The 17738-nt window shown below is 66.3% G+C and carries 19 protein-coding genes; 18 read left to right on the forward strand and 1 reads right to left on the reverse strand.

Annotated features, from left to right (window positions below):
* Window positions 1-194: 194 nt before the first annotated feature.
* The 15 genes from ML01_RS25220 to draG all read left to right on the forward strand — a co-directional run bounded on the left by ML01_RS25220 (window position 195) and on the right by draG (window position 12791).
* A complete protein-coding gene (locus tag ML01_RS25220; protein WP_058558140.1) occupies window positions 195-446 on the forward strand; it encodes a type II toxin-antitoxin system Phd/YefM family antitoxin in 252 nt (83 codons plus the stop codon).
* 34 nt (window positions 447-480) lie between these two features.
* Complete coding sequence (locus ML01_RS30905) at window positions 481-894, forward strand: AAA family ATPase (protein ID WP_254045392.1); 414 nt, start codon at window positions 481-483, stop codon at window positions 892-894.
* Window positions 895-913: 19 nt separating this feature from the next.
* Window positions 914-2155: an AAA family ATPase gene (locus ML01_RS25230; protein ID WP_058558142.1), complete on the forward strand. Its 1242-nt coding sequence runs from the start codon at window positions 914-916 to the stop codon at window positions 2153-2155.
* A 2-nt stretch (window positions 2156-2157) separates the two neighbouring features.
* Complete coding sequence (locus ML01_RS25235) at window positions 2158-2811, forward strand: DUF4276 family protein (protein ID WP_058558143.1); 654 nt, start codon at window positions 2158-2160, stop codon at window positions 2809-2811.
* A gap of 113 nt (window positions 2812-2924) precedes the next feature.
* On the forward strand, window positions 2925-4931 hold the full coding sequence (gene pglZ / locus ML01_RS25240) for a BREX-3 system phosphatase PglZ (RefSeq protein ID WP_058558144.1): 2007 nt from the start codon (window positions 2925-2927) through the stop codon (window positions 4929-4931).
* A complete protein-coding gene (locus ML01_RS25245) occupies window positions 4928-5650 on the forward strand; it encodes a hypothetical protein (RefSeq protein ID WP_058558145.1) in 723 nt (240 codons plus the stop codon). Before pglZ ends, ML01_RS25245 begins: the two co-directional genes overlap by 4 nt.
* 459 nt (window positions 5651-6109) lie before the next feature.
* Window positions 6110-7648, forward strand: a complete 1539-nt coding sequence (gene nifB, locus ML01_RS25250; RefSeq protein WP_058558146.1) for a nitrogenase cofactor biosynthesis protein NifB — start codon at window positions 6110-6112, stop codon at window positions 7646-7648.
* A 36-nt stretch (window positions 7649-7684) separates the two neighbouring features.
* A complete protein-coding gene (locus tag ML01_RS25255; RefSeq protein ID WP_058558147.1) occupies window positions 7685-7963 on the forward strand; it encodes a 4Fe-4S binding protein in 279 nt (92 codons plus the stop codon).
* Window positions 7964-8006: 43 nt separating this feature from the next.
* Window positions 8007-8261, forward strand: coding sequence for a hypothetical protein (locus ML01_RS25260; RefSeq protein ID WP_058558148.1), 255 nt, complete (start codon window positions 8007-8009; stop codon window positions 8259-8261).
* A gap of 58 nt (window positions 8262-8319) precedes the next feature.
* On the forward strand, window positions 8320-8802 hold the full coding sequence (locus ML01_RS25265) for an ArsC/Spx/MgsR family protein (RefSeq protein ID WP_058558149.1): 483 nt from the start codon (window positions 8320-8322) through the stop codon (window positions 8800-8802).
* Window positions 8799-10136: an FprA family A-type flavoprotein gene (locus ML01_RS25270; protein WP_058558150.1), complete on the forward strand. Its 1338-nt coding sequence runs from the start codon at window positions 8799-8801 to the stop codon at window positions 10134-10136. Before ML01_RS25265 ends, ML01_RS25270 begins: the two co-directional genes overlap by 4 nt.
* Window positions 10137-10314: 178 nt before the next feature.
* Window positions 10315-10599 carry a 2Fe-2S iron-sulfur cluster binding domain-containing protein gene (locus ML01_RS25275; protein ID WP_058558151.1) on the forward strand — a complete coding sequence of 95 codons (285 nt, stop codon included), beginning with the start codon at window positions 10315-10317 and terminating at the stop codon, window positions 10597-10599.
* Between the two features lie 140 nt (window positions 10600-10739).
* Window positions 10740-11087: a 2Fe-2S iron-sulfur cluster binding domain-containing protein gene (locus ML01_RS25280; protein WP_058558152.1), complete on the forward strand. Its 348-nt coding sequence runs from the start codon at window positions 10740-10742 to the stop codon at window positions 11085-11087.
* A gap of 104 nt (window positions 11088-11191) precedes the next feature.
* A complete protein-coding gene (locus tag ML01_RS25285; RefSeq protein ID WP_371258250.1) occupies window positions 11192-11872 on the forward strand; it encodes a nitrogen fixation protein NifQ in 681 nt (226 codons plus the stop codon).
* A 1-nt stretch (window position 11873) separates the two neighbouring features.
* Window positions 11874-12791 (forward strand): ADP-ribosyl-[dinitrogen reductase] hydrolase, encoded by a 918-nt coding sequence (gene draG / locus ML01_RS25290; protein WP_254045393.1) that lies wholly within the window; start codon window positions 11874-11876, stop codon window positions 12789-12791.
* 186 nt (window positions 12792-12977) lie between these two features.
* Here draG and zwf read toward each other — a convergent pair whose 3' ends face one another.
* Entirely contained in the window at window positions 12978-14468 is a 1491-nt protein-coding gene (gene zwf, locus ML01_RS25295) for a glucose-6-phosphate dehydrogenase (RefSeq protein ID WP_058558154.1), read from the reverse strand.
* 270 nt (window positions 14469-14738) lie between these two features.
* Here zwf and glgA point away from each other — a divergent pair, with 270 nt between their 5' ends.
* The 3 genes from glgA to ML01_RS25310 all read left to right on the forward strand — a co-directional run bounded on the left by glgA (window position 14739) and on the right by ML01_RS25310 (window position 17095).
* The gene (glgA, locus tag ML01_RS25300) at window positions 14739-16265 is read left to right on the forward strand and encodes a glycogen synthase GlgA (RefSeq protein ID WP_082674669.1); all 1527 of its coding nucleotides are present in this window, start codon (window positions 14739-14741) and stop codon (window positions 16263-16265) included.
* 387 nt (window positions 16266-16652) lie between these two features.
* Window positions 16653-16898 carry a DUF1902 domain-containing protein gene (locus tag ML01_RS25305; protein ID WP_254045394.1) on the forward strand — a complete coding sequence of 82 codons (246 nt, stop codon included), beginning with the start codon at window positions 16653-16655 and terminating at the stop codon, window positions 16896-16898.
* Window positions 16898-17095: a type II toxin-antitoxin system HicA family toxin gene (locus ML01_RS25310; RefSeq protein WP_058558156.1), complete on the forward strand. Its 198-nt coding sequence runs from the start codon at window positions 16898-16900 to the stop codon at window positions 17093-17095. Before ML01_RS25305 ends, ML01_RS25310 begins: the two co-directional genes overlap by 1 nt.
* Window positions 17096-17738 lie beyond the last annotated feature (643 nt).

Raw genomic sequence — 17738 nt, forward strand, 5'->3', positions numbered from 1 at the left:
TTGCCCATGCCGCGCGGCCGGCCGGACGAGCGCGCATGTGCTCTTTGATCGGCCAGGACGCCGCCGACGCGGCATCGAGCCGCGCTGGCGGCGAGCCGGCTGGAAAGCCGGCGATCCCAGCGCAGTAGTGTCCGCTGTGCGAACCGCTTGCGTGCGGCAGGCGATGTGGCCGGCACGATGATCGAGGCCGCAACATGAGACAGTGGACACTGCAAGACGCCAAGGAAAGCCTGAGCGAGCTCGTGCGGCTCGCAGCCGGGCACGAGCCCCAAGAGATCATCGTGCACGATGAGCCCGCTGTGGTCATCCTCTCCCGCGCCGCCTACGACGCGTTGATCAAGCCGCGACAGTCTTTCGTCGAGTTGATCCGCAGCTCGCCCCTCTACGGTGCGGATGACGTCGAGTTCCCGCGTGACAAGAGCCTGACCCGCGAGATCGACCTGTGACCTTGTGGGAAGCCCCTCCACGACAGCCGAGCGGATGACAAGCGTGTTGCTGAAATCCATCACCCTGACGAACTTCCTCAGCTACGGCGCAGAAGGGTCAACGATCTCGCTCCGGCCGCTCAATGTGGTGATCGGCCCGAACGGTTCCGGTAAGTCCAACCTGATTGAAGCCGTGGAGTTGATCCACGGCACACCGCGGCGCGCATGTGGCCATCCGCGGCGATCTGGGGGGACGAGGACGCATGATCAGCACCCGAGATCGCCGCCAAGCCGTCGAGCTGATCGACGAGGCCGTCGCCGCCGGCGCCCGCAGAGCGCGCGCCTGCAAGCTATCTGGCTCGGCGGCAGGCGAGTTCGACACGCCACCCCTCATGTCGCCCCACAAGTTTCCCCCCAAGTCATCGCGCCGTCGCGCCAACTGTTGGTATCGGAGAGTGACGCTGCTTAATCTCGCCGAGGAGGCTTAGATGGCCATCATCGAGGGCTTTCGTGTCCGCAACTTTCGCCCCTTGCGCGATGTCGCGATGGGGCGACTCTCCGGTGGTCAGGAGAAACCGCTGACGCCCTTCACGGTTGTAATTGGCAAGAACGGGTCGGGGAAGAGCTCGCTGTTCGATGCCTTCGGGTTCGTAGCGGACTGTCTTGCCACCGATGTTGAAACCGCCTGCGACATGAAGCAGCGCGGCGGTTTTGAGCGGCTGTTGACCAAGGGCGAGCAAGGCCCGATGCGCTTCGAGGTCTTCTATCGCGAGGCCCCGAACGAGCGGCCGATCTCCTATGAGCTGTCCGTGGCACTCGACAAGGCGGGGCGCCCCTATGTCGAGTCCGAGGTACTGAAGCAGGCGCGCAAGGGCACGACCCGGGGGAGGCTGTTTCCGTTCCTGAGCCTTCACAACGGAAAAGGGACCGTTTGGTCGGGCGAAGATGCCTTGGAGGGTGCTGATGAGGAGGGTGCTGACGAGGAGGGCAAGGCACGCTCGGATGTGGAGCTGACAGACCGCCGCCAACTGGGTATCGCCACTCTGGGCACGTTGATGGAGCATCCGCGCATCAAGCGTTTGCGAGACTTCCTAAAAGGCTGGTATCTGTCCTATTTCTATCCCGATGCCGCTCGGGGCCTACCCAGTGCCGGGCCGCAGCGACATTTGAACATCCATGGCGACAACATCGGCAATGTCGTGCAGTTCATGGAGCGGGAGCACAAAGCCAGGTTCAATGACATCTTGCAGCGCATCGCGGACAAAATCCCCGGTATCGCCAAGATTGACACGGATGTCACGCAAGACAAGCGCGTGCTCTTGCGCTTCAACGACGGGGCCTTCGAAGACCCCTTCTTCGCCCAACAAATGTCCGACGGAACGCTGAAGATCTTCGCTTACCTGCTGCTGTTGGAGGACCCGGAGCCGCCGCCGTTCATCTGTATCGAGGAGCCTGAGAACGGTCTCTACCACAAGTTGCTGGATTCGCTCGCGCAGGAGCTCCGGACCCATGCGACAGGCAAAAAGGGGGCGCCGCAGATCTTTGTGACGACCCACCAGCCCTATCTGGTCGATGCGCTGACCCCGGAGGAACTCTGGATACTGCAGAAGGGCACCGACGGCTTCGCCACCATCCAGAGGGCGTCCGAGCTGGAGGATGTGCGAAACCTGGTCGCGGAGGGGCTGCCGCTGGGCGGGCTCTGGTACAGCGACTATCTCGATGCGAGGTAAGGATGCACATCGAGATCCTTGTAGAAGACAGCTCGGGTGAGCGACTGCTCGATTGCCTGCTGCCCCGAATCCTAGGCGAGCAGGGACAGCCACATACTTGGCGACTTCATGCCTATAAAGGGATCAGCCGCATCCCGCGCGGGCTGAAGGCATCCACGGACCCAGCCAAGCGCATGCTGTTGGATCAACTGCCGCGGATTCTACGAGGCTACGCCAAGACGCCCGGCATCGACGCCGTTGTCGTCGTACTGGACTCTGACCGTCGCGACTGCGTCGCTTTTCTGACCGAGTTGAACGCCCTGGTCAACGGGCTGGAGCAGGCACCGCGGACGCTGTTTCGCCTGGCCATCGAGGAGGTCGAGGCATGGTACCTGGGCGACCGCGCGGCTCTGGCCGCAGCTTACCCGAGCGCAAGGCAGCGCGCGCTTGACAACTATGTCCAAGACAGTATTTGTGGAACTTGGGAGGTCCTAGCGGACGCCGTTTACCCTGGCGGCGCTGCTGCTATCAAGAAGGCTGGCTGGCCTCTACCAGGCCAACTCAAGCACGAGTGGGCTGACAAGATTGGGCCAGAGATGGACATCGAGCGCAACGCATCTCCCAGTTTCTGCAAGCTGCGAGACGGTCTGCGGCGGCTGATCCGGGAGGCGGCATGACCTCACCGTTGGACCGGATGCCGCAGAGACCAGCCCCCGGATCCCAACGCCATCATGATGCTCCGCGTTGGACCTGGCTTTGCCTCGGAACCTGACGCCGCAGGAGGTGCACCATGAGCCTGTGGAGTGAGCGCATCCTCGGGGAGTTTCCGCCCGACCTGGCGCGGTTCTGGATCGCCGCGGACCCGGACGATGTCTTGCTGGACGAGCACATCCTGGCCGAGCTGCGCAGTCGTGGTTTCGAGGTCCTGCCGTTCGAGGATGCGATCGCCTTTCGGGCCGACTACGAAGCACGCTGGAGATGGGCTTGGGACCAAGGCGAGCCTGGGCCGGCCAAGGCCCTGGTGCTTCATCTCAGATCCTCGGAGCCGGGCGACCTGCCGTGGGACTACCTGCGCCAGGCGCGCCTGGTCCGCCTGAGCTTGGCGAATCTGTTTCCCCGCCTGAGCTATGGCGTGGTCCACCGACTCGGCGTCGAGTACAGGGAGGCGTTGTTCGAGGCGCATGCCAAGCATGCCTCCCAATCCCTTGGTGAGACGGCGACCAAGGAGCTCATCCTGACCCACATCTTCCAGCTCGGGCCACATCTGATCTCGGGCAATGTGGACCTGTGGCGGGAGCTGCTTCGGCTCCACTTCCGCAACACGCCGTTGCCGACACTGCTGGCGGATCATGTCGAGAGTATCTTGGCGCCCAAGCCAGCGTTCGCGGGGCTGCCGATCAGCGAGATGTTCGCGTCGCAGGCGACCTTTTTGCGAGTCGTACAGGCGGCCTGGGAACGCTTTCTGAAAGGAAAAGGCATCGCAGGATCGCGGGTCGCCGAGCCGCCGTCGCCCGAGTACTTCGGGGACCCGGAAGGCAAGATCGAGATCCCGTTCGAGCATCCGGACGTTCGGGCGCTGATCGATTCCATGTTCCTCGACGGCACGCTGCATCCGCTCTTGGTGCAAAAGGTGCCTGCCGACGGTCCGGACTGGCTTACGGTCGGGATCGTTCGGGATCCGGCTGCACGGCGCAATTTGGTCCGTGACGGACTGAAGCGTCTGCTCGACACCCTGCCATCGATTGAGGCGAGCTACCGAGATTGGCTGAGCTTCGCCAAGAGCTTTGGCGAGATCCTCTCTCGCCTTCATGCCCTGGACCAGGCTCACGCCCAGGGGCTCGATGACCTGCTCCAGAAGGTCCAGCAGCGCTCGGACGAGCTGCTGGTGTCCTGGATGCGAAAGCACTACTCGGACCTGCCATCCCTGCCTGTCGCGACGGCGCCGGTGATGCTGCATCAAGTCCCGCGTTTTCTGGCCCTGCGGCGCGGTGCTGGAGAGAAAAAGGTGGCGTTGCTGGTGTTCGACGGGCTGGCAATGGATCAGTGGGTACAGATTCGCGAGCATGTCACCGGGCGCGCACCCGAGCTGATCTTTGACGAAGGCGCCTGCTTCGCGTGGCTGCCCACGCTCACGGCCGTATCACGGCAAGCGCTGTTCGCCGGGTTGAAGCCCCGCGAGTTTGCGGACTCGATCGCGGGGACCAGCGCCGAGCCAGCCCTGTGGTCGCGCTTTTGGCAAGACCAGGGCCTTCGCGCGAGCGAGATTCTGTATCGGAAGGGCATCCGCCGCGTCGATCAGCTCGATACGCTGGCAGAAGCGCTGTCCAAGCCGTCGCTCAAGGCCGCGGGCCTTGTGGTCGATACCATCGACGAGATTGTGCACGGGGCCGTGCTGGGCAAGCGCGGTATCGCGAGCCAGATCGACAGTTGGTGCGCGTCCGGCTTCGTGGAGCAGTTGTTCGCGCTGCTGCTGGATCAAGGCTTTTATGTCTACCTGACCGCAGATCACGGCAACGTGGAGGCCATCGGCACCGGCCGACCCAATCAAGGCGTGATCGCGGAGTCCCGCGGAGAACGGGTCCGCGTTTACTCCACCGACCTGCTGCGGAAGCAGTCGGCGGAACAGATTCCGGGGACCATCGAGCTGCCCTCGCCGGCGTTGCCGCCGGAGTTTCTGCCGTTGTTCGCCGGTGGACGAACGGCCTTCGTCAACAAAGGCGAGCCGTTAGTAGCCCACGGCGGCATCTCGGTCGAGGAGCTGATCGTCCCCTTCGTCGAAGTGAACCAAGCAAATTGACGAACACCAATAACAGCGTCCCCCACATCGGCTTCGACCGGTTCATCCCGCTCGACTGGGCAATCTGTGCGCTGCGCGTGCGTGCGGGCCAGGAGACGTCCGAGACGCTCGAAGCGCTGATCGGCGAGAAAGAACGCAGCGAGGCTTCGCGGAAGAAGACCCGGAGCGTCCTGAAGGGTCTGTGGCTCGCGCCCCGCGCCGATCTGATGCCGTTCGCGGATCGTGGTGCCGTGCTCTTGGGGGAAATCGAGGCGTCGGCTGTGCCCGCCCTGTGCTGGGGCATGGCGATCGCGGCCTATCCGTTCTTCGGCAAGGTCGCCGAGCTGACCGGACGCCTCACCTCCCTCCAGGGCGACTGCGCATCAAGGGAGATTCATCGCCGCATGGCCGAGACCTACGGAGAGCGAGAAACCGCCTATCGTGCCGCCAACCGCGTCATGCAGACCCAAGCCGACTGGGGAACGCTTACGCGCGTCGACAAAGGCCGCCGCAGCATCCGACGGACACCCGTGACCATCTCCCACGATGGCCTGACCGCCTGGCTGATCGAGGCCGCACTCCGGTACAGCGGCAAGGCCATGTCCGTGGCCACCCTCCAGTCATCGGCGGTGCTCTACCCCTTCAGCCTTGACCAGCCGTTGGCCTTCGTGGTCTCCAAGAGCCCTGCTCTCGAGCTGAGAGCTGACGGAAGTCGATCGCAGATCGTTGCGATCCAGTAACGGCAAGTGCCTCGCATGCGACTCCCATCTGCCAACCACGGCGCGGCCAATCGAGCCGATATGCGCGCCTGGCCTTGCCCCAGTACCGCAAGTATCCGTGTGTCTGCATTCCGACCTTCGTGCACTATTCGACGAACGGCGATAGTACATCCCCCGGTGGCTCAGAAGGTGAGCCACCCGGCACCGGCTTTCCGTGCGGTGCCTGCCGCGTAAGCGGCCACCTGGAACCGCCGTCGGCGCGCACACCCGCCCGGTACCGGACCCGACAATCCGGCGCTCCCGCCCTGTCGGGCTTCTGACAAATGCGCGCCTGTGCGCTTGATCAAAACCTTTTGGAACAGGGTTTTACGCGCGCCGATGCGTGCCGGCACGGTCCTTGCTGATAGGCTTGCAACCAGGGCGGCACCGACAGCGGGTGCCGCATCGACAACACGACCGATCGCGAACGGGGGATGCGCAATGGCGCTCGAAGCACTGGATCAACCCACGTCGTCCGCCGCCGGCGGCTGCGCGTCCAGCGGCTGCGGGAGCAGCAGCGACAAGCTCGCGCACCTGCCGGAGCACATTCGCGCCAAGGTGCACAACCATCCGTGCTTCTCGGAGGACGCGCATCATCACTATGCGCGTATGCATGTGGCGGTGGCGCCGGCCTGCAACATCCAGTGCCACTACTGCAACCGCAAGTACGACTGCTCCAACGAGTCCCGCCCGGGCGTGGTCTCGGAGGTGCTGACGCCGGAGCAGGCGGTGGCCAAGACGCTCGCCGTTGCCGCCGAGATCCCGCAAATGACGGTGCTCGGCATCGCCGGTCCGGGCGATCCGCTGGCCAACCCCGAGCGCACGCTCGCCACCTTCCGCGCGCTGACCGAGAAGGCGCCGGACATCAAGCTCTGCGTGTCCACCAACGGCCTGGCGCTGCCGGAGCTGGTCGATGAGATCTGCCAGCACAACATCGACCACGTCACCATCACCATCAACTGCGTGGACCCCGAGATCGGCGCCAAGATCTACCCGTGGATCTTCTGGAACAACCGCCGCATCAAGGGCGTCAAGGCCGCGCAAATCCTGATCGAGCAGCAGCAGAAGGGCCTGCAGATGCTCTGCGACCGGGGCGTGCTGGTGAAGGTCAATTCGGTGCTGATCCCGGGCGTGAACGACGAGCACCTCAAAGAGGTCAGCCGCGTGGTCAAGGCCAAGGGCGCCTTCCTGCACAACGTGATGCCGCTGATCGCCGAGCCGGAGCACGGCACCTTCTACGGCCTCATGGGCCAGCGCGGCCCGAGCAATGACGAGCTGCAGGCCTTGCAGGAGGCGTGCGCCGGCGACATGGCCATGATGCGCCACTGCCGGCAATGCCGGGCGGACGCCGTCGGCATGCTCGGCGAAGACCGCGGCGCCGAGTTCACGCTCGAGAAGATCGCGGCCATGGACATCGACTATGCCGCCGCGATGCAGCGCCGCGCCGAGGTGCACGCGGCCATCGAGGCGAACCGTACCGCGCAGCAGCAGCAGCGCAACGAGACCTTCGTTCCGATTACGTCTCTAAAGCGCAGCAGCAAGCCGAAGCCGGCACCGCTGGCCGCGCCGCCGGCGCGCATCGCGGTGGCCAGCTCCGGCGGCGGCGTGATCAACGTGCACTTCGGCCACGCCCGCGAGTTTCTGATCTACGAGGCCGCCGGGGTGGGGGATCGGGTGGACGTGCGCTTTCTCGCCGCACGCAAGGTGGATCTCTATTGCGCCGGCGGCGACACCTGCGGCGACGCCGAGGATGCCCTGGCCAAGACCATCCGCACGCTCGCGGGCTGCACCGCGGTGCTCTGCTCCAAGATCGGCATCGAGCCCTGGGATCGGCTGGAGGCGGCGGGCCTGGTGCCCAACGGCGAGCACGCGATGGAGCCAATCGAGGACGCCGTCGCCGCCGTCTACCACGAGCTGCTGGCCGCCGGCCGGCTCGGCGTCGAAGACGCCGCCGACGCCCCAGTCGCGCTCAGCGCCTGAGCGGCCCCGAACCCGAGACATCAAGGAGACGCCACGATGGCCTACCGCATTATCGAGACCTGCGTGAACTGCTGGGCCTGCGAGCCGCTGTGCCCGAGCAACGCGATCCAGGCCGCGACGCCGCACTTCGTCATCGACGCCCGGGCCTGCACCGAGTGCGACGGCGCCTTCGCGGACGCGCAGTGCGCGAGCATCTGCCCGGTGGAGGGCGCGATTCTGGACGGCGCCGGCGTGGCGGTGAACCCGCCCGGCTCGCTCACCGGCATCCCGCCGGAGCGCATGGCCCAGGCCATAGCCGAGATCCGCGCGCGCTGAGCCGCGCCTGCGACCACCCACCGCCCGTCCGGGGAGCCCGAGCATGTTCGTATTCGATATCGCTGCCATCCCGGCCGCGCCGGCCCGCCCGGCCGACCACGCACCGCTGCGCCTGCGGCCGCTCGGTTGGCTGCGGGCGCTCGACGCCCAGCGCCGGCTGCTGCGCCGGCAGCGCGCCCTCGCGCGGCCCGCCGGCTGGCACTGGGTGCCGACGCGCACCTGGCGCCGGCATTCCGCGCTGATCTGCCTCGCGGCGGGCATCGACCCGGACGCCGAGACCCGGCGGCCCGCGCTATGAGCATCACGCTGAGCATCACGCTGAGCATCACGCTGAGCATCACGCTGAGCATCACGGCATGAGCATGCTCGTCTTCTTCGAGAAGCCGGGCTGCATCGGCAACGCCCGGCAAAAGGCGCTGCTGGTGCGCCTGGGCCACAGCCTGCAGGTGCGAAACCTGCTCGGCACGCGCTGGACCCCGGATGAGCTCGCGAGCTACTTCGCCGGCCTGCCGGTGCGCGACTGGTTCAACCGCAGCGCACCGGCCGTGCGCGATGGGGAGCTGGACATCGATGCGCTGGACGCCGATGCGGCGCTGGCGCTGCTAGTGGCGGAGCCGCTCCTGATCCGTCGCCCGCTCATCGACTCGCCCCTCGGGCGCTGCGCCGGCTTCCTGCCAGGTCCAGTGCTGACGGCGCTGGGCGTGCCGGCGGACGCGGCCGAGCTCGACCAGTGCGCCGTCCGCAGCGCCAACCCCGCCAACCCGGCCCCGTCCTGCGACGACCTCGCCGGCGCAGATGCAGCCACGCCCGGCGCCACCGAGGCGGAGCCCGCCCGATGATCACGGCGGCGTCGGAGCGCGAAGCACACAGCGGACCCGGCAGCGACGCCGAGCCGCGGGCGGTTGCCATTGCCGACGGCGTGCACTGGGTCGGCGCGCTCGACCCGACGCTGCGGCGCTTTGATCTCATCCTGCGCACCGCCAACGGCACCACCTACAACGCCTATGCCGTGCGTGGGGAGCAGGGCGTCGCCGTGATCGATACGGTCAAGGCCGAGTTCGCCGCGGTGTTCTTCGCGCGGCTGGAGCAGGTGGCACGCTATGACGAGATCCGCGTCATCGTGCTAAATCACCTGGAGCCGGACCACTCCGGCGCGCTGCCGGAGCTGATGCGCCGCGCGCCGCAGGCCAAGCTCGTCATCTCCAAGCGTGCCCCGGCCATGCTCAAGGCGCTGCTGAAGGCGGACGACCAAGAGATCCGCTACGACACGGTAGACACCGGCGACGAGATCGACTTAGGCGGGCGGCGGCTCAAGTTCCTGCACACGCCGTACCTGCACTGGCCGGACACCCAGTGCACCTACCTCGCCGAGCAGCAGATCCTGTTCTCGGGCGACGTGTTCGGCTGCCACCATTGCGACCCGCGGCTGTTCAACGATCGGGTCGGAGACTTTCGATTTGCCTTCGACTACTACTACGCGCACATCATGCGGCCGTTCAAGACGTACGTGCTGGACGCGTTGCGGCTCATCGAGCCGCTGCCGCTCAAGCTCATCGCACCGACGCACGGCCCCATCCTGCGCGAGCGCCCGCGGCGCTACGTCGCCCGCTACCGCGAGTTGTCCGGTGCGGACGCCGCGCTGGAGCCCGTGCCCGCCGACGCGCCGCCGCACTTCACGCTGTTGGTGTTTTATCTCAGCGCCTACGGCAGCACGGCGCGCATGGCCGAGGCCATTGCCGCCGGCGCCGAGTCCGTGCCCGGCATCCGCGTTTCGCTGTACGACCTGGAGGGCGGCGAGGTCGAGCCCTTCGTGGACCTCATCGAGCCCGCCGATGCCATCGCGCTCGGCTCACCGACGCTCAACGGCGACGCCGCCAAGCCCATCTGGGACCTGTTGTCGTCGCTTGCCGTCGTCAACCTGCGCGGCAAGGTCGGCGCCGCCTTCGGTTCCTACGGCTGGAGCGGCGAGGCGGTGCCGATGATCGAGGACCGCCTGCGGGGGCTCAAGCTGCGCGTGCCCGTGGCGGGACTCAGGCTCAAGCTCATCCCGACGGACGACGAGCTGGCGGACTGCCACGCCTTTGGCCGCGCGCTGGCCGAGGCCGTCACCGGCAGCGGGGCGCAGGCCGGGCCGACGACGCGGCCCGTCATCGAGTACGCCAACCTGACCTAAGCCCACGACGGCGCACCTGGACGACGCATCTGGACGACGCACCTGGACGACGCAGCTACAACGACACAAGCCCGGCAGCCATACCGCGGAGCAGCTCCGGGCACGACGATGGTTCCACCGCGACCTTAAGCAATCGGCCGCCACGCGCGGCCAACCAGCCAACGACAGGGCAATACCCATGGCAAAAGCAAAACTCACCTTCGAAGACATCGGCCAGACCGTGAATGTACCGGCCGGCGTCCGCGTCATCGACATCTCCGAAAAGGTCGGCGCCGGCATCGTCTACGGCTGCCGCGAAGGCGACTGTGGCACCTGCATGATGCATGTGACCGCCGGCTGGAACAATCTGACCGAGCCCTCCGTGCTGGAGGAGAAGGTCCTGCGCGAGAACATGGCCAGCCGCCACGACCGCCTCGCCTGCCAGGCGCAGGTCATCGGCGACTGCTCGGTGAAGCCGGCTTAAAGAAAGTGTGAAGTTTGAAGGGTGAAGGGTGAAAGCAGAGCGCGGCCCTTCGACCTTCAGCTTCAAGCTTTCAAACTGCAAGCTTTCGAACTTCAAACTTCGAACTTCAAACTTCAAACTTCAAACTTCGGAACTTCCTCATGGCCCTCGTTACCTTCTCCAACCCCGACTACAAAGACAAGACCGTTTACGCCGTGGCCGGCAGCCACACCGAAACCCTGCTCAAGATTGCGAAGGAGCACAAGGTGCCCGTGCAATTCGACTGCCAGGACGGCGAGTGCGGGCACTGCCTTGTTCGCGTCACCAGCGTGGACGCCAAGGACCGCATGGGCTACCACCTCACGGACAAGGAGATCACGGTGCTGAAGACGCTCGGCAAGATCACGCAAGACGACGTGGACCGCCTGGCCGTGGACGACATGCCGAGCGAATGGCGCCTGGCCTGCCAGATGATCGTCCGCGACGAGGACATCCTGGTGGAGTACTGACCGCAATCGGCCGGGGCCGTCGCGTCGGCCGGCCAGCGCGAAGCACGGCACGGAGTCCGCCCCTGTGGGCTCCGGCCGCTTCGGATGCAACCGAGTGTGATCGCATGGACAACAACCTGACCGGCATCGCCGGCGCCATGGCACGACAAGCCGGGGTCAGCCACCCAGCCGACCTGCGTGGCCCCGTCACGGTGTCGGCACCGCTCCGTCCAAGTGCCATGGCCGCCAAAGAGGCCCTGGCCAACGCGATTTTCGCCCGGCTTGCCGGCCATGCCGCGGGCAACGCCAACGACGAGCCCTTCGCCTGTATGATCGCGACCCTCTGCAGCGGCGGCGGCGCGCTGCCGGACTGGCTCGGGCTCGAGCCCGCGGCCTTCTACTGCCTGCTGAACCATCATTTTCCGGGCTTCCGACTGGAGCGCCCGCCCTGCCCCGGACGCGGCCTCGACCGGGGGCGCAGCGAGGAGCGCCATGAGCTGGTGGAGCTCATGCTGCTCGATAAGGCCGGCGACTCGCCGTCCGAGGTCTGGATGGCCTACATCGTGGCCGCCGGCTGCATGGCCAGCGACCACCTGTGGCAGGACCTGGGGCTCTGGCGGCGGGCGGACCTGACGACGCTGATGCGCCGCAACTTTCCGGCGCTCGCGGCGCGCAACGTCAAAGACATGAAATGGAAGCGCTTTCTGTACAAGCAACTGTGCGAGGCCGAAGGCGTCTACGCCTGCCGCGCCCCGTCGTGCGAGGTCTGCACCGACTACCATGCCTGTTTCGGGCCTGAGGACTGACATGCTGTTTCTCGCGGACGGCGGCGGCGACCGCATCAAGCGCCGCGCCATCGGCGCCTACCTGGGCCTCGCCGTCGGCGATGCGCTCGGCGCGACGGTGGAGTTCCTCACCCCCAATGAAATCCGCGCGGCCTACCGCGAGCACCGCGACATGACCGGCGGCGGCTGGCTCAAGCTCCGCCGCGGCCAGATCACCGACGACACCGGCATGGCGCTGGCCCTAGGCCGGAGCATCCTCGCCACCGGCCGCGTCGACGCCGGTGCCGCAGCGGAGGCCTTCAGCGACTGGATGCACCGCAAGCCCGTCGATATCGGCAACACGGTGCGCCGCGGCATCGCGTCCTACCGGCGCACCGGCGTGCCGGAGATGGCCCCGAACGAGTACGACGCCGGCAACGGCGCCTGCATGCGCTGCCTGCCCGTGGCGCTGGCGACGCTCGGCGCTGACATCGGCACGGTCAACGCCGCCAACCAGGCCCAAGCGCATGTGACGCACAACAACCCGATCTCGGACGCCGGCACGCTCGCCGTGCTGCGCATGGTGCAGACGGGGCTGCTCGGCGGCGACCGTGCGGCGCTCGCGGCCCTCGCCGCCGAGCTGGTGGCACAGGAGCCGACCTACGACTACGCGCGCCGACGCAGCGAGAACCCGAGCGCCTTCATCGTCGACACGCTGCGCACCGTGTTCCAGTCGCTGTTCGCCACCGACAGCTTCGAGGCCGCGCTCATCGACTGCGTGAACCGCGGCGGCGACGCCGACACCACCGGCGCCATCACCGGCATGATCGCCGGCGCCCTGTACGGCCCCACGGAGATCCCCTCGCGCTGGGTCAGGCACCTCGAGCGCGACGTGCGCATCGCCTGCATCGAGCAGGCGCAGGCCCTGGTACGGCTGGCGCCGATCTGCGCGGTTGCCTGACTGACGTCGAATGTCCGACCAGATTGGCTCGCGCCGGCCAATGGTCCGCTCCCGCGGACCGCCCGCGCGCTGATCGGAGCTCTGATCAAGGCCACACGGACAACAGCCACGAGCCAAGGCAGACCGCCTTGCCCGCGCGGCCGGACGCTGGGTGAACAAAGCAAAGCGTGCGCACCGCCCCCCCGCTCAATCCAACCCGTTCCGCCAATCCTGATCCTCCTTGTCGAACAGCCGGTTGGCCTCGGTCGGCCCCCAACTGCCGGCGGGATAGGTGTGGATGTAGTCGCGCTCTGTGGCCCAGAGCTTCAGCACCGGGTCCACCACGCGCCAGGCGTGCTGGACCTCGTCGGAGCGCAGAAACAGCGAGTGGTCGCCGTTCAGCACGTCCAGGATCAGCGCCTCGTAGGCGTCGATCTGGTCGCGGCCCATGGAGCAGGTGCTGGCATCGAGGCGCTCGGTCTGCGTGCGCATCAGGAGCCCGGGCTGCTTCACCGAGAGCTCGATGCGGATGCACTCGTTGGGCTGGATATTGAGCAGCAGCCAGTTCGGCTTCACCTGCTCAATCGGCGTGTCATAGAAGAGCTGCTGCGGCACGTGGCGGAAGCGGATCGCAATCAGCGAGCTGCTGCCGCCGAGCCGCTTGCCGGTGCGCAGATAAAAGGGCACGCCGCGCCAGCGCCAGTTGTCGATGTAGACCTTGAGCGCCGCGTAGGTCTCGGTGGCGCTATGCGGATCGACGCCTTCTTCTTCCAGGTAGCCCGGCACGCGCAGGCCGTCCTCTTCGCCGGCGCGATACTGGGCGCGAAAGGCGTGCGCGTGCACTGCCTGGCGCGGGATGGGCCGGATGGAGCGCAGCACCTTCACCTTCTCGTCGCGCAGCGACTCGGCGTCGAGATGCGGCGGCGGCTCCATGGCGACCAAGGTCAGCATCTGCAGCAGGTGGCTCTGGATCATGTCCCGCAGCGCGCCGATGCCGTCGTAGAAGCCCGCGCGGGTGCCGATGCCGCGCGCCTCGGCGTGGGTGATCTGCACGTGATCGATGTAGTTGCGGTTCCAGAGCGGCTCCATCAGCAGGTTCGCGAAGCGGAACACCAGCACGTTCTGCACCGTGCTCTTGCCGAGGTAGTGGTCGATCCGGTAGATCTGCTCCTCGTTGAAATGCCGGCGCAGGTGCTCGTCCAGGATCTCGGCGCTTTCCAGGTCGTAGCCGAAGGGCTTCTCGACGACGAGCCGCGCCCAGCCGTGCTCCGGGCGGTTCAGGCCCTGTTTGGCGAGGCGGTCCGCGGTCTCGCCGTAGAGACCAGGCGCCAGCGCAAGGTAGAACGCGAGGTTCGGCGGAAAACCGCCATCATCGCTGCGCTGCGGCTCGGCGGCCAAGCGCGCCGCGAGGCGCTCGAAGCCGCTATCGTCGGTCAGGTCGCCCGCGACGAAGTGCAGCCGCGCGAGTAGGCGCTCCAGCACCGCGCCGTCGAGCTTGCCGCCGAGCTGCTCGCTCAAGCTTTGCCGGACCTCGCCGCGCCAATGCTCGTCCGACCAGTCCCGCCGGCCGAAGCCGATGACGCGCATCGATGGGGCCAGATGCTGGCCGCGCTCCAGTTGGTACAAAGCGGGTAACAACTTAATTTGTGAGAGATTACCGGTGGCACCAAAGATCACAAGCGTGCAGCATGCGTGCATGAAATGCCCTCCAAAGGCAGAAAGAACGTCGTACATTGTCTGTACTTTGTGCTAGGTTCACTGAACAAAACCGAGTCGCCGCCGCGGGGTAACCCTGGCGAATGCCTCAGGTATCGAGATCTCGCCGCCCGCCACAGGGCCACCGCAGCAAGCCGCGACGCGCGGCCGGCGGTTCCTGCTGGCACCGCACGCGCTTTTGGGGGAGCGCGCCGGCACGCGGATGTCCCCTCTGTGTGAGCCACCGGAGCAACGCGCCGTCCGCCAACTGCCATGGACCACAGCGACTACTATCCCGACACCGGTACCGCCGGCCTGAACGTCCTCGTCGCCAGCAGCGAGGCCCACCCGCTGGTCAAGACCGGCGGCCTGGGCGACGTCGCGGCCAGCCTCCCGATGGCGCTGCGCGACCTAGGCCATGACGCGCGGCTGATTCTGCCCGGCTATCCGCACGCGAAGAAGCTGGTGCGGGAGCTGAAACCCGTCATGGACCTGCGCATGGCCGGCGTCGTCGGCAACGTGCAGCTCTACAGCGGCCTGCTGCCGGACCGCGACCTGCCGGTCTACCTGGTGGACGCGCCCGCCTACTTCTGCCGCGAAGGCAACCCCTATACCGACGTGAGCGGGCGCGACTGGGGCGACAACCCCGAGCGGTTTCTGCTGTTCTGCCGTGTCATCGCGCACGTGGCCATGGGCCTGCCGTCGCTCAATTGGCGCCCGCAGGTGCTCCATTGCAACGACTGGCAGACGGGCCTCGCCCCGGCGCTGCTGCGCGACCAAGACGACCGCCCGGCGCTGGTGTTCACGATTCACAACCTCGCCTATCAGGGCCTGTTCGACCGGAACACCTTCGACCGGCTGGCGCTGCCGGGCTCGCTGTGGAGCGTGACCGGGCTCGAGTTCCACCAGCGCATGTCCTTCATCAAGGGCGGGCTGGTCTTCTCCGATCAGGTCAACACCGTGAGCCCGCGCTACGCGGACGAGGTCCGCACGCCGCGCTTCGGCTGCGGGCTCGACGGCCTGCTGCGGCAGCTCGGCGGGCGCTTCCGCGGCATCCTGAACGGCATCGACTATCGCATCTGGAACCCTGCCGACGACCCGGCCCTCCCGCAGGCCTACGACACCGAGCACGTGCACCTAAAGGGCGAGAACAAGCTCGCGCTGCAAACGCTGTTCGGCCTGCCGCGGGATGAGAACGCCTTCGTGCTCGGCCACGTCGGCCGGCTGGTGGAGCAGAAGGGCGTGGACCTCATCATCGCCGTCCTGCCCCAGCTCGTCGCCGCCGGGCGCGTGCAGCTCGTCATGCAGGGCGCCGGCGACCGCGCCCTTGAGCATGCACTGCAAGAGGCCGCGGCGGCGCATCCGGAGCATGTCAGCGTCTTTGTCGGCTACGACGAGACCCGTGCGCACCTGATTGAGGCCGGCTGCGACGCCTTCCTGATGCCCTCGCGCTTCGAGCCCTGCGGGCTGAACCAGATGTACAGCCTGCGCTACGGCACCGTGCCCATCGTGCACAACACGGGCGGGCTCGCCGACACCGTGGTGGACGCCAGCGACGCAGCGCTCGCCGCCGGCACGGCCACCGGCTTCCTGTTCAACGACCCGAACCCCGACGGCCTCTGGTACGCCGTGGAACAGGCGCTGCGGATGCGCAACGAGCAACCCGAGCGCTGGCGCAGCCTCATCCTCGCCGGCATGCACGCGGACCTGAGCTGGCAAGCCAGCGCCCGCCATTACGTGGATTTCTATGCCGAGGCCATGGCCGCACGGGAGATGCTGGCGCACGCGGCGACGGCTTGACGGTGGTGTAACAGTGAGCAAGTCCTGAGCCCATCTCGGGTCGCTGTCGCCGCCGCCGTCCTTGTCTACGATCCGGATACTCGTTTACGACCACAATGACGACAACGACAACCAAGGCGCCCGGGGTGTGCAGCAAAGCACTAGCGAGGCAGAGCCTCAGACCGCCCAGGGAACGGCGCCTCGTCTTGCGCAGCCCGCTCGTCGGCGCATTGAACCAAGGGCCAAGGGCCAAGGGCCGAGGCGGACTCCCTTGGCCCTCGGCACTTTTCCCTGCAAGCGCCGTGTCGTCGTGAAACTTGACTCATCTGCCAACATTCGGCGTCGTCAAGCAATCTAGTATCATCCGGGCCTGAACCTGGCTGATATAGACGACTCGGTCTAAGACCCATGAGCGCAATGCAAAAGCCCCTTCTGATTCGCGTCGAGTGGGACGAAGAAGCCGCCGTCTGGAGCGCGGACAGCGACGATATCCCCGGCTTGGCCACAGAAGCGTCAACCGTCGATGACCTTACCGACAAGCTCAAACAGATGATCCCCGAGCTGCTGGTCCTGAACGGCATCCATCTCGCTGGCGACATCGCCTACGAGATCCTGATTCGCCGCTTCGACAGCATCTCCGCACACGCCGCCTAATGGGCGGCAATCTCACGCCACGGCTCAAGCGCCTTCTCCAAGAGGGCGGATGCCGCTTCGAGCGCCAGGGCAAGGGCGATCATGAGATCTGGTACAGCCCCCTGTCCGAGCGACGTTTCGTCGTCGACGCCAAGATCCTCTCCCGCCACACCGCCAACGCCGTCCTCGGCCAAGCCGGACTGCCCAAGTCCTTCTGAACCCCCCAATGCCCCGGCACCTCTCCAGACACCGCTCCGCGGTGTCACGGATCCGCTGGCGCTCCGCGCCACGGGCAAGTCGGACGGCCACCGCTCAAACCGACTTGCCGTAACCTCTCGGGTTAGCTACGCTTCACCGCAACTAGGCACCCCTTTTTCCCCATGCCTCACAAGAACATGCGCCGTTGGCGATGCGCCTCAACACCAGCGCGACAAACCACGACACGAAAAGAGCTGGTCGGGCCGCGCAGCGAGCGACTGAGCATCCGCGCCGGTCCCGAAGTTCCACAACAACTAAATGTTGGAGAACAAAGGCCGCATGGGCGATCGATGTGCCCCTCGGCTACTCCAAGACAGGACCGGCACGGCAGGAGATCAACTGGCTCACAAGCTCCCGACGACATCCCATGCCGCAGCCCAGTTTTACAGTTTTCCCGAAGTAACGGTTCACTAACAACTAAAACGACTTACCTGATGTGCCTTCTCCGACAGTGGCTCCAGACCGTTGAAATTCCGTTTCATTTTTGCGAGCATCCGTGCCACCTTTTGGTTGGAGCGCATGATGGCATGAACGAATTTTCAGGTTACAACGCAGACCATGAGCAGGCGATGCGCGTGTACTGCCGGTCGTTGCCGGAAGATC

Source organism: Thiohalocapsa sp. ML1 (genome assembly GCF_001469165.1).
In the GTDB taxonomy this organism is placed as follows: Bacteria; Pseudomonadota; Gammaproteobacteria; order Chromatiales; family Chromatiaceae; genus Thiohalocapsa.

Coding starts and splice junctions, on each gene's coding strand:
- ML01_RS25220 (WP_058558140.1), top strand. CDS start 195: ATGAGACAGTGGACACTGCAAGACGCCAAGGAAAGCCTGAGCGAGCTC.
- ML01_RS30905 (WP_254045392.1), top strand. CDS start 481: ATGACAAGCGTGTTGCTGAAATCCATCACCCTGACGAACTTCCTCAGC.
- ML01_RS25230 (WP_058558142.1), top strand. CDS start 914: ATGGCCATCATCGAGGGCTTTCGTGTCCGCAACTTTCGCCCCTTGCGC.
- ML01_RS25235 (WP_058558143.1), top strand. CDS start 2,158: ATGCACATCGAGATCCTTGTAGAAGACAGCTCGGGTGAGCGACTGCTC.
- pglZ (WP_058558144.1), top strand. CDS start 2,925: ATGAGCCTGTGGAGTGAGCGCATCCTCGGGGAGTTTCCGCCCGACCTG.
- nifB (WP_058558146.1), top strand. CDS start 6,110: ATGGCGCTCGAAGCACTGGATCAACCCACGTCGTCCGCCGCCGGCGGC.
- ML01_RS25255 (WP_058558147.1), top strand. CDS start 7,685: ATGGCCTACCGCATTATCGAGACCTGCGTGAACTGCTGGGCCTGCGAG.
- ML01_RS25260 (WP_058558148.1), top strand. CDS start 8,007: ATGTTCGTATTCGATATCGCTGCCATCCCGGCCGCGCCGGCCCGCCCG.
- ML01_RS25265 (WP_058558149.1), top strand. CDS start 8,320: ATGAGCATGCTCGTCTTCTTCGAGAAGCCGGGCTGCATCGGCAACGCC.
- ML01_RS25270 (WP_058558150.1), top strand. CDS start 8,799: ATGATCACGGCGGCGTCGGAGCGCGAAGCACACAGCGGACCCGGCAGC.
- ML01_RS25275 (WP_058558151.1), top strand. CDS start 10,315: ATGGCAAAAGCAAAACTCACCTTCGAAGACATCGGCCAGACCGTGAAT.
- ML01_RS25280 (WP_058558152.1), top strand. CDS start 10,740: ATGGCCCTCGTTACCTTCTCCAACCCCGACTACAAAGACAAGACCGTT.
- ML01_RS25285 (WP_371258250.1), top strand. CDS start 11,192: ATGGACAACAACCTGACCGGCATCGCCGGCGCCATGGCACGACAAGCC.
- draG (WP_254045393.1), top strand. CDS start 11,874: ATGCTGTTTCTCGCGGACGGCGGCGGCGACCGCATCAAGCGCCGCGCC.
- zwf (WP_058558154.1), bottom strand. CDS start 14,468: ATGCACGCATGCTGCACGCTTGTGATCTTTGGTGCCACCGGTAATCTC.
- glgA (WP_082674669.1), top strand. CDS start 14,739: ATGGACCACAGCGACTACTATCCCGACACCGGTACCGCCGGCCTGAAC.
- ML01_RS25305 (WP_254045394.1), top strand. CDS start 16,653: ATGAGCGCAATGCAAAAGCCCCTTCTGATTCGCGTCGAGTGGGACGAA.
- ML01_RS25310 (WP_058558156.1), top strand. CDS start 16,898: ATGGGCGGCAATCTCACGCCACGGCTCAAGCGCCTTCTCCAAGAGGGC.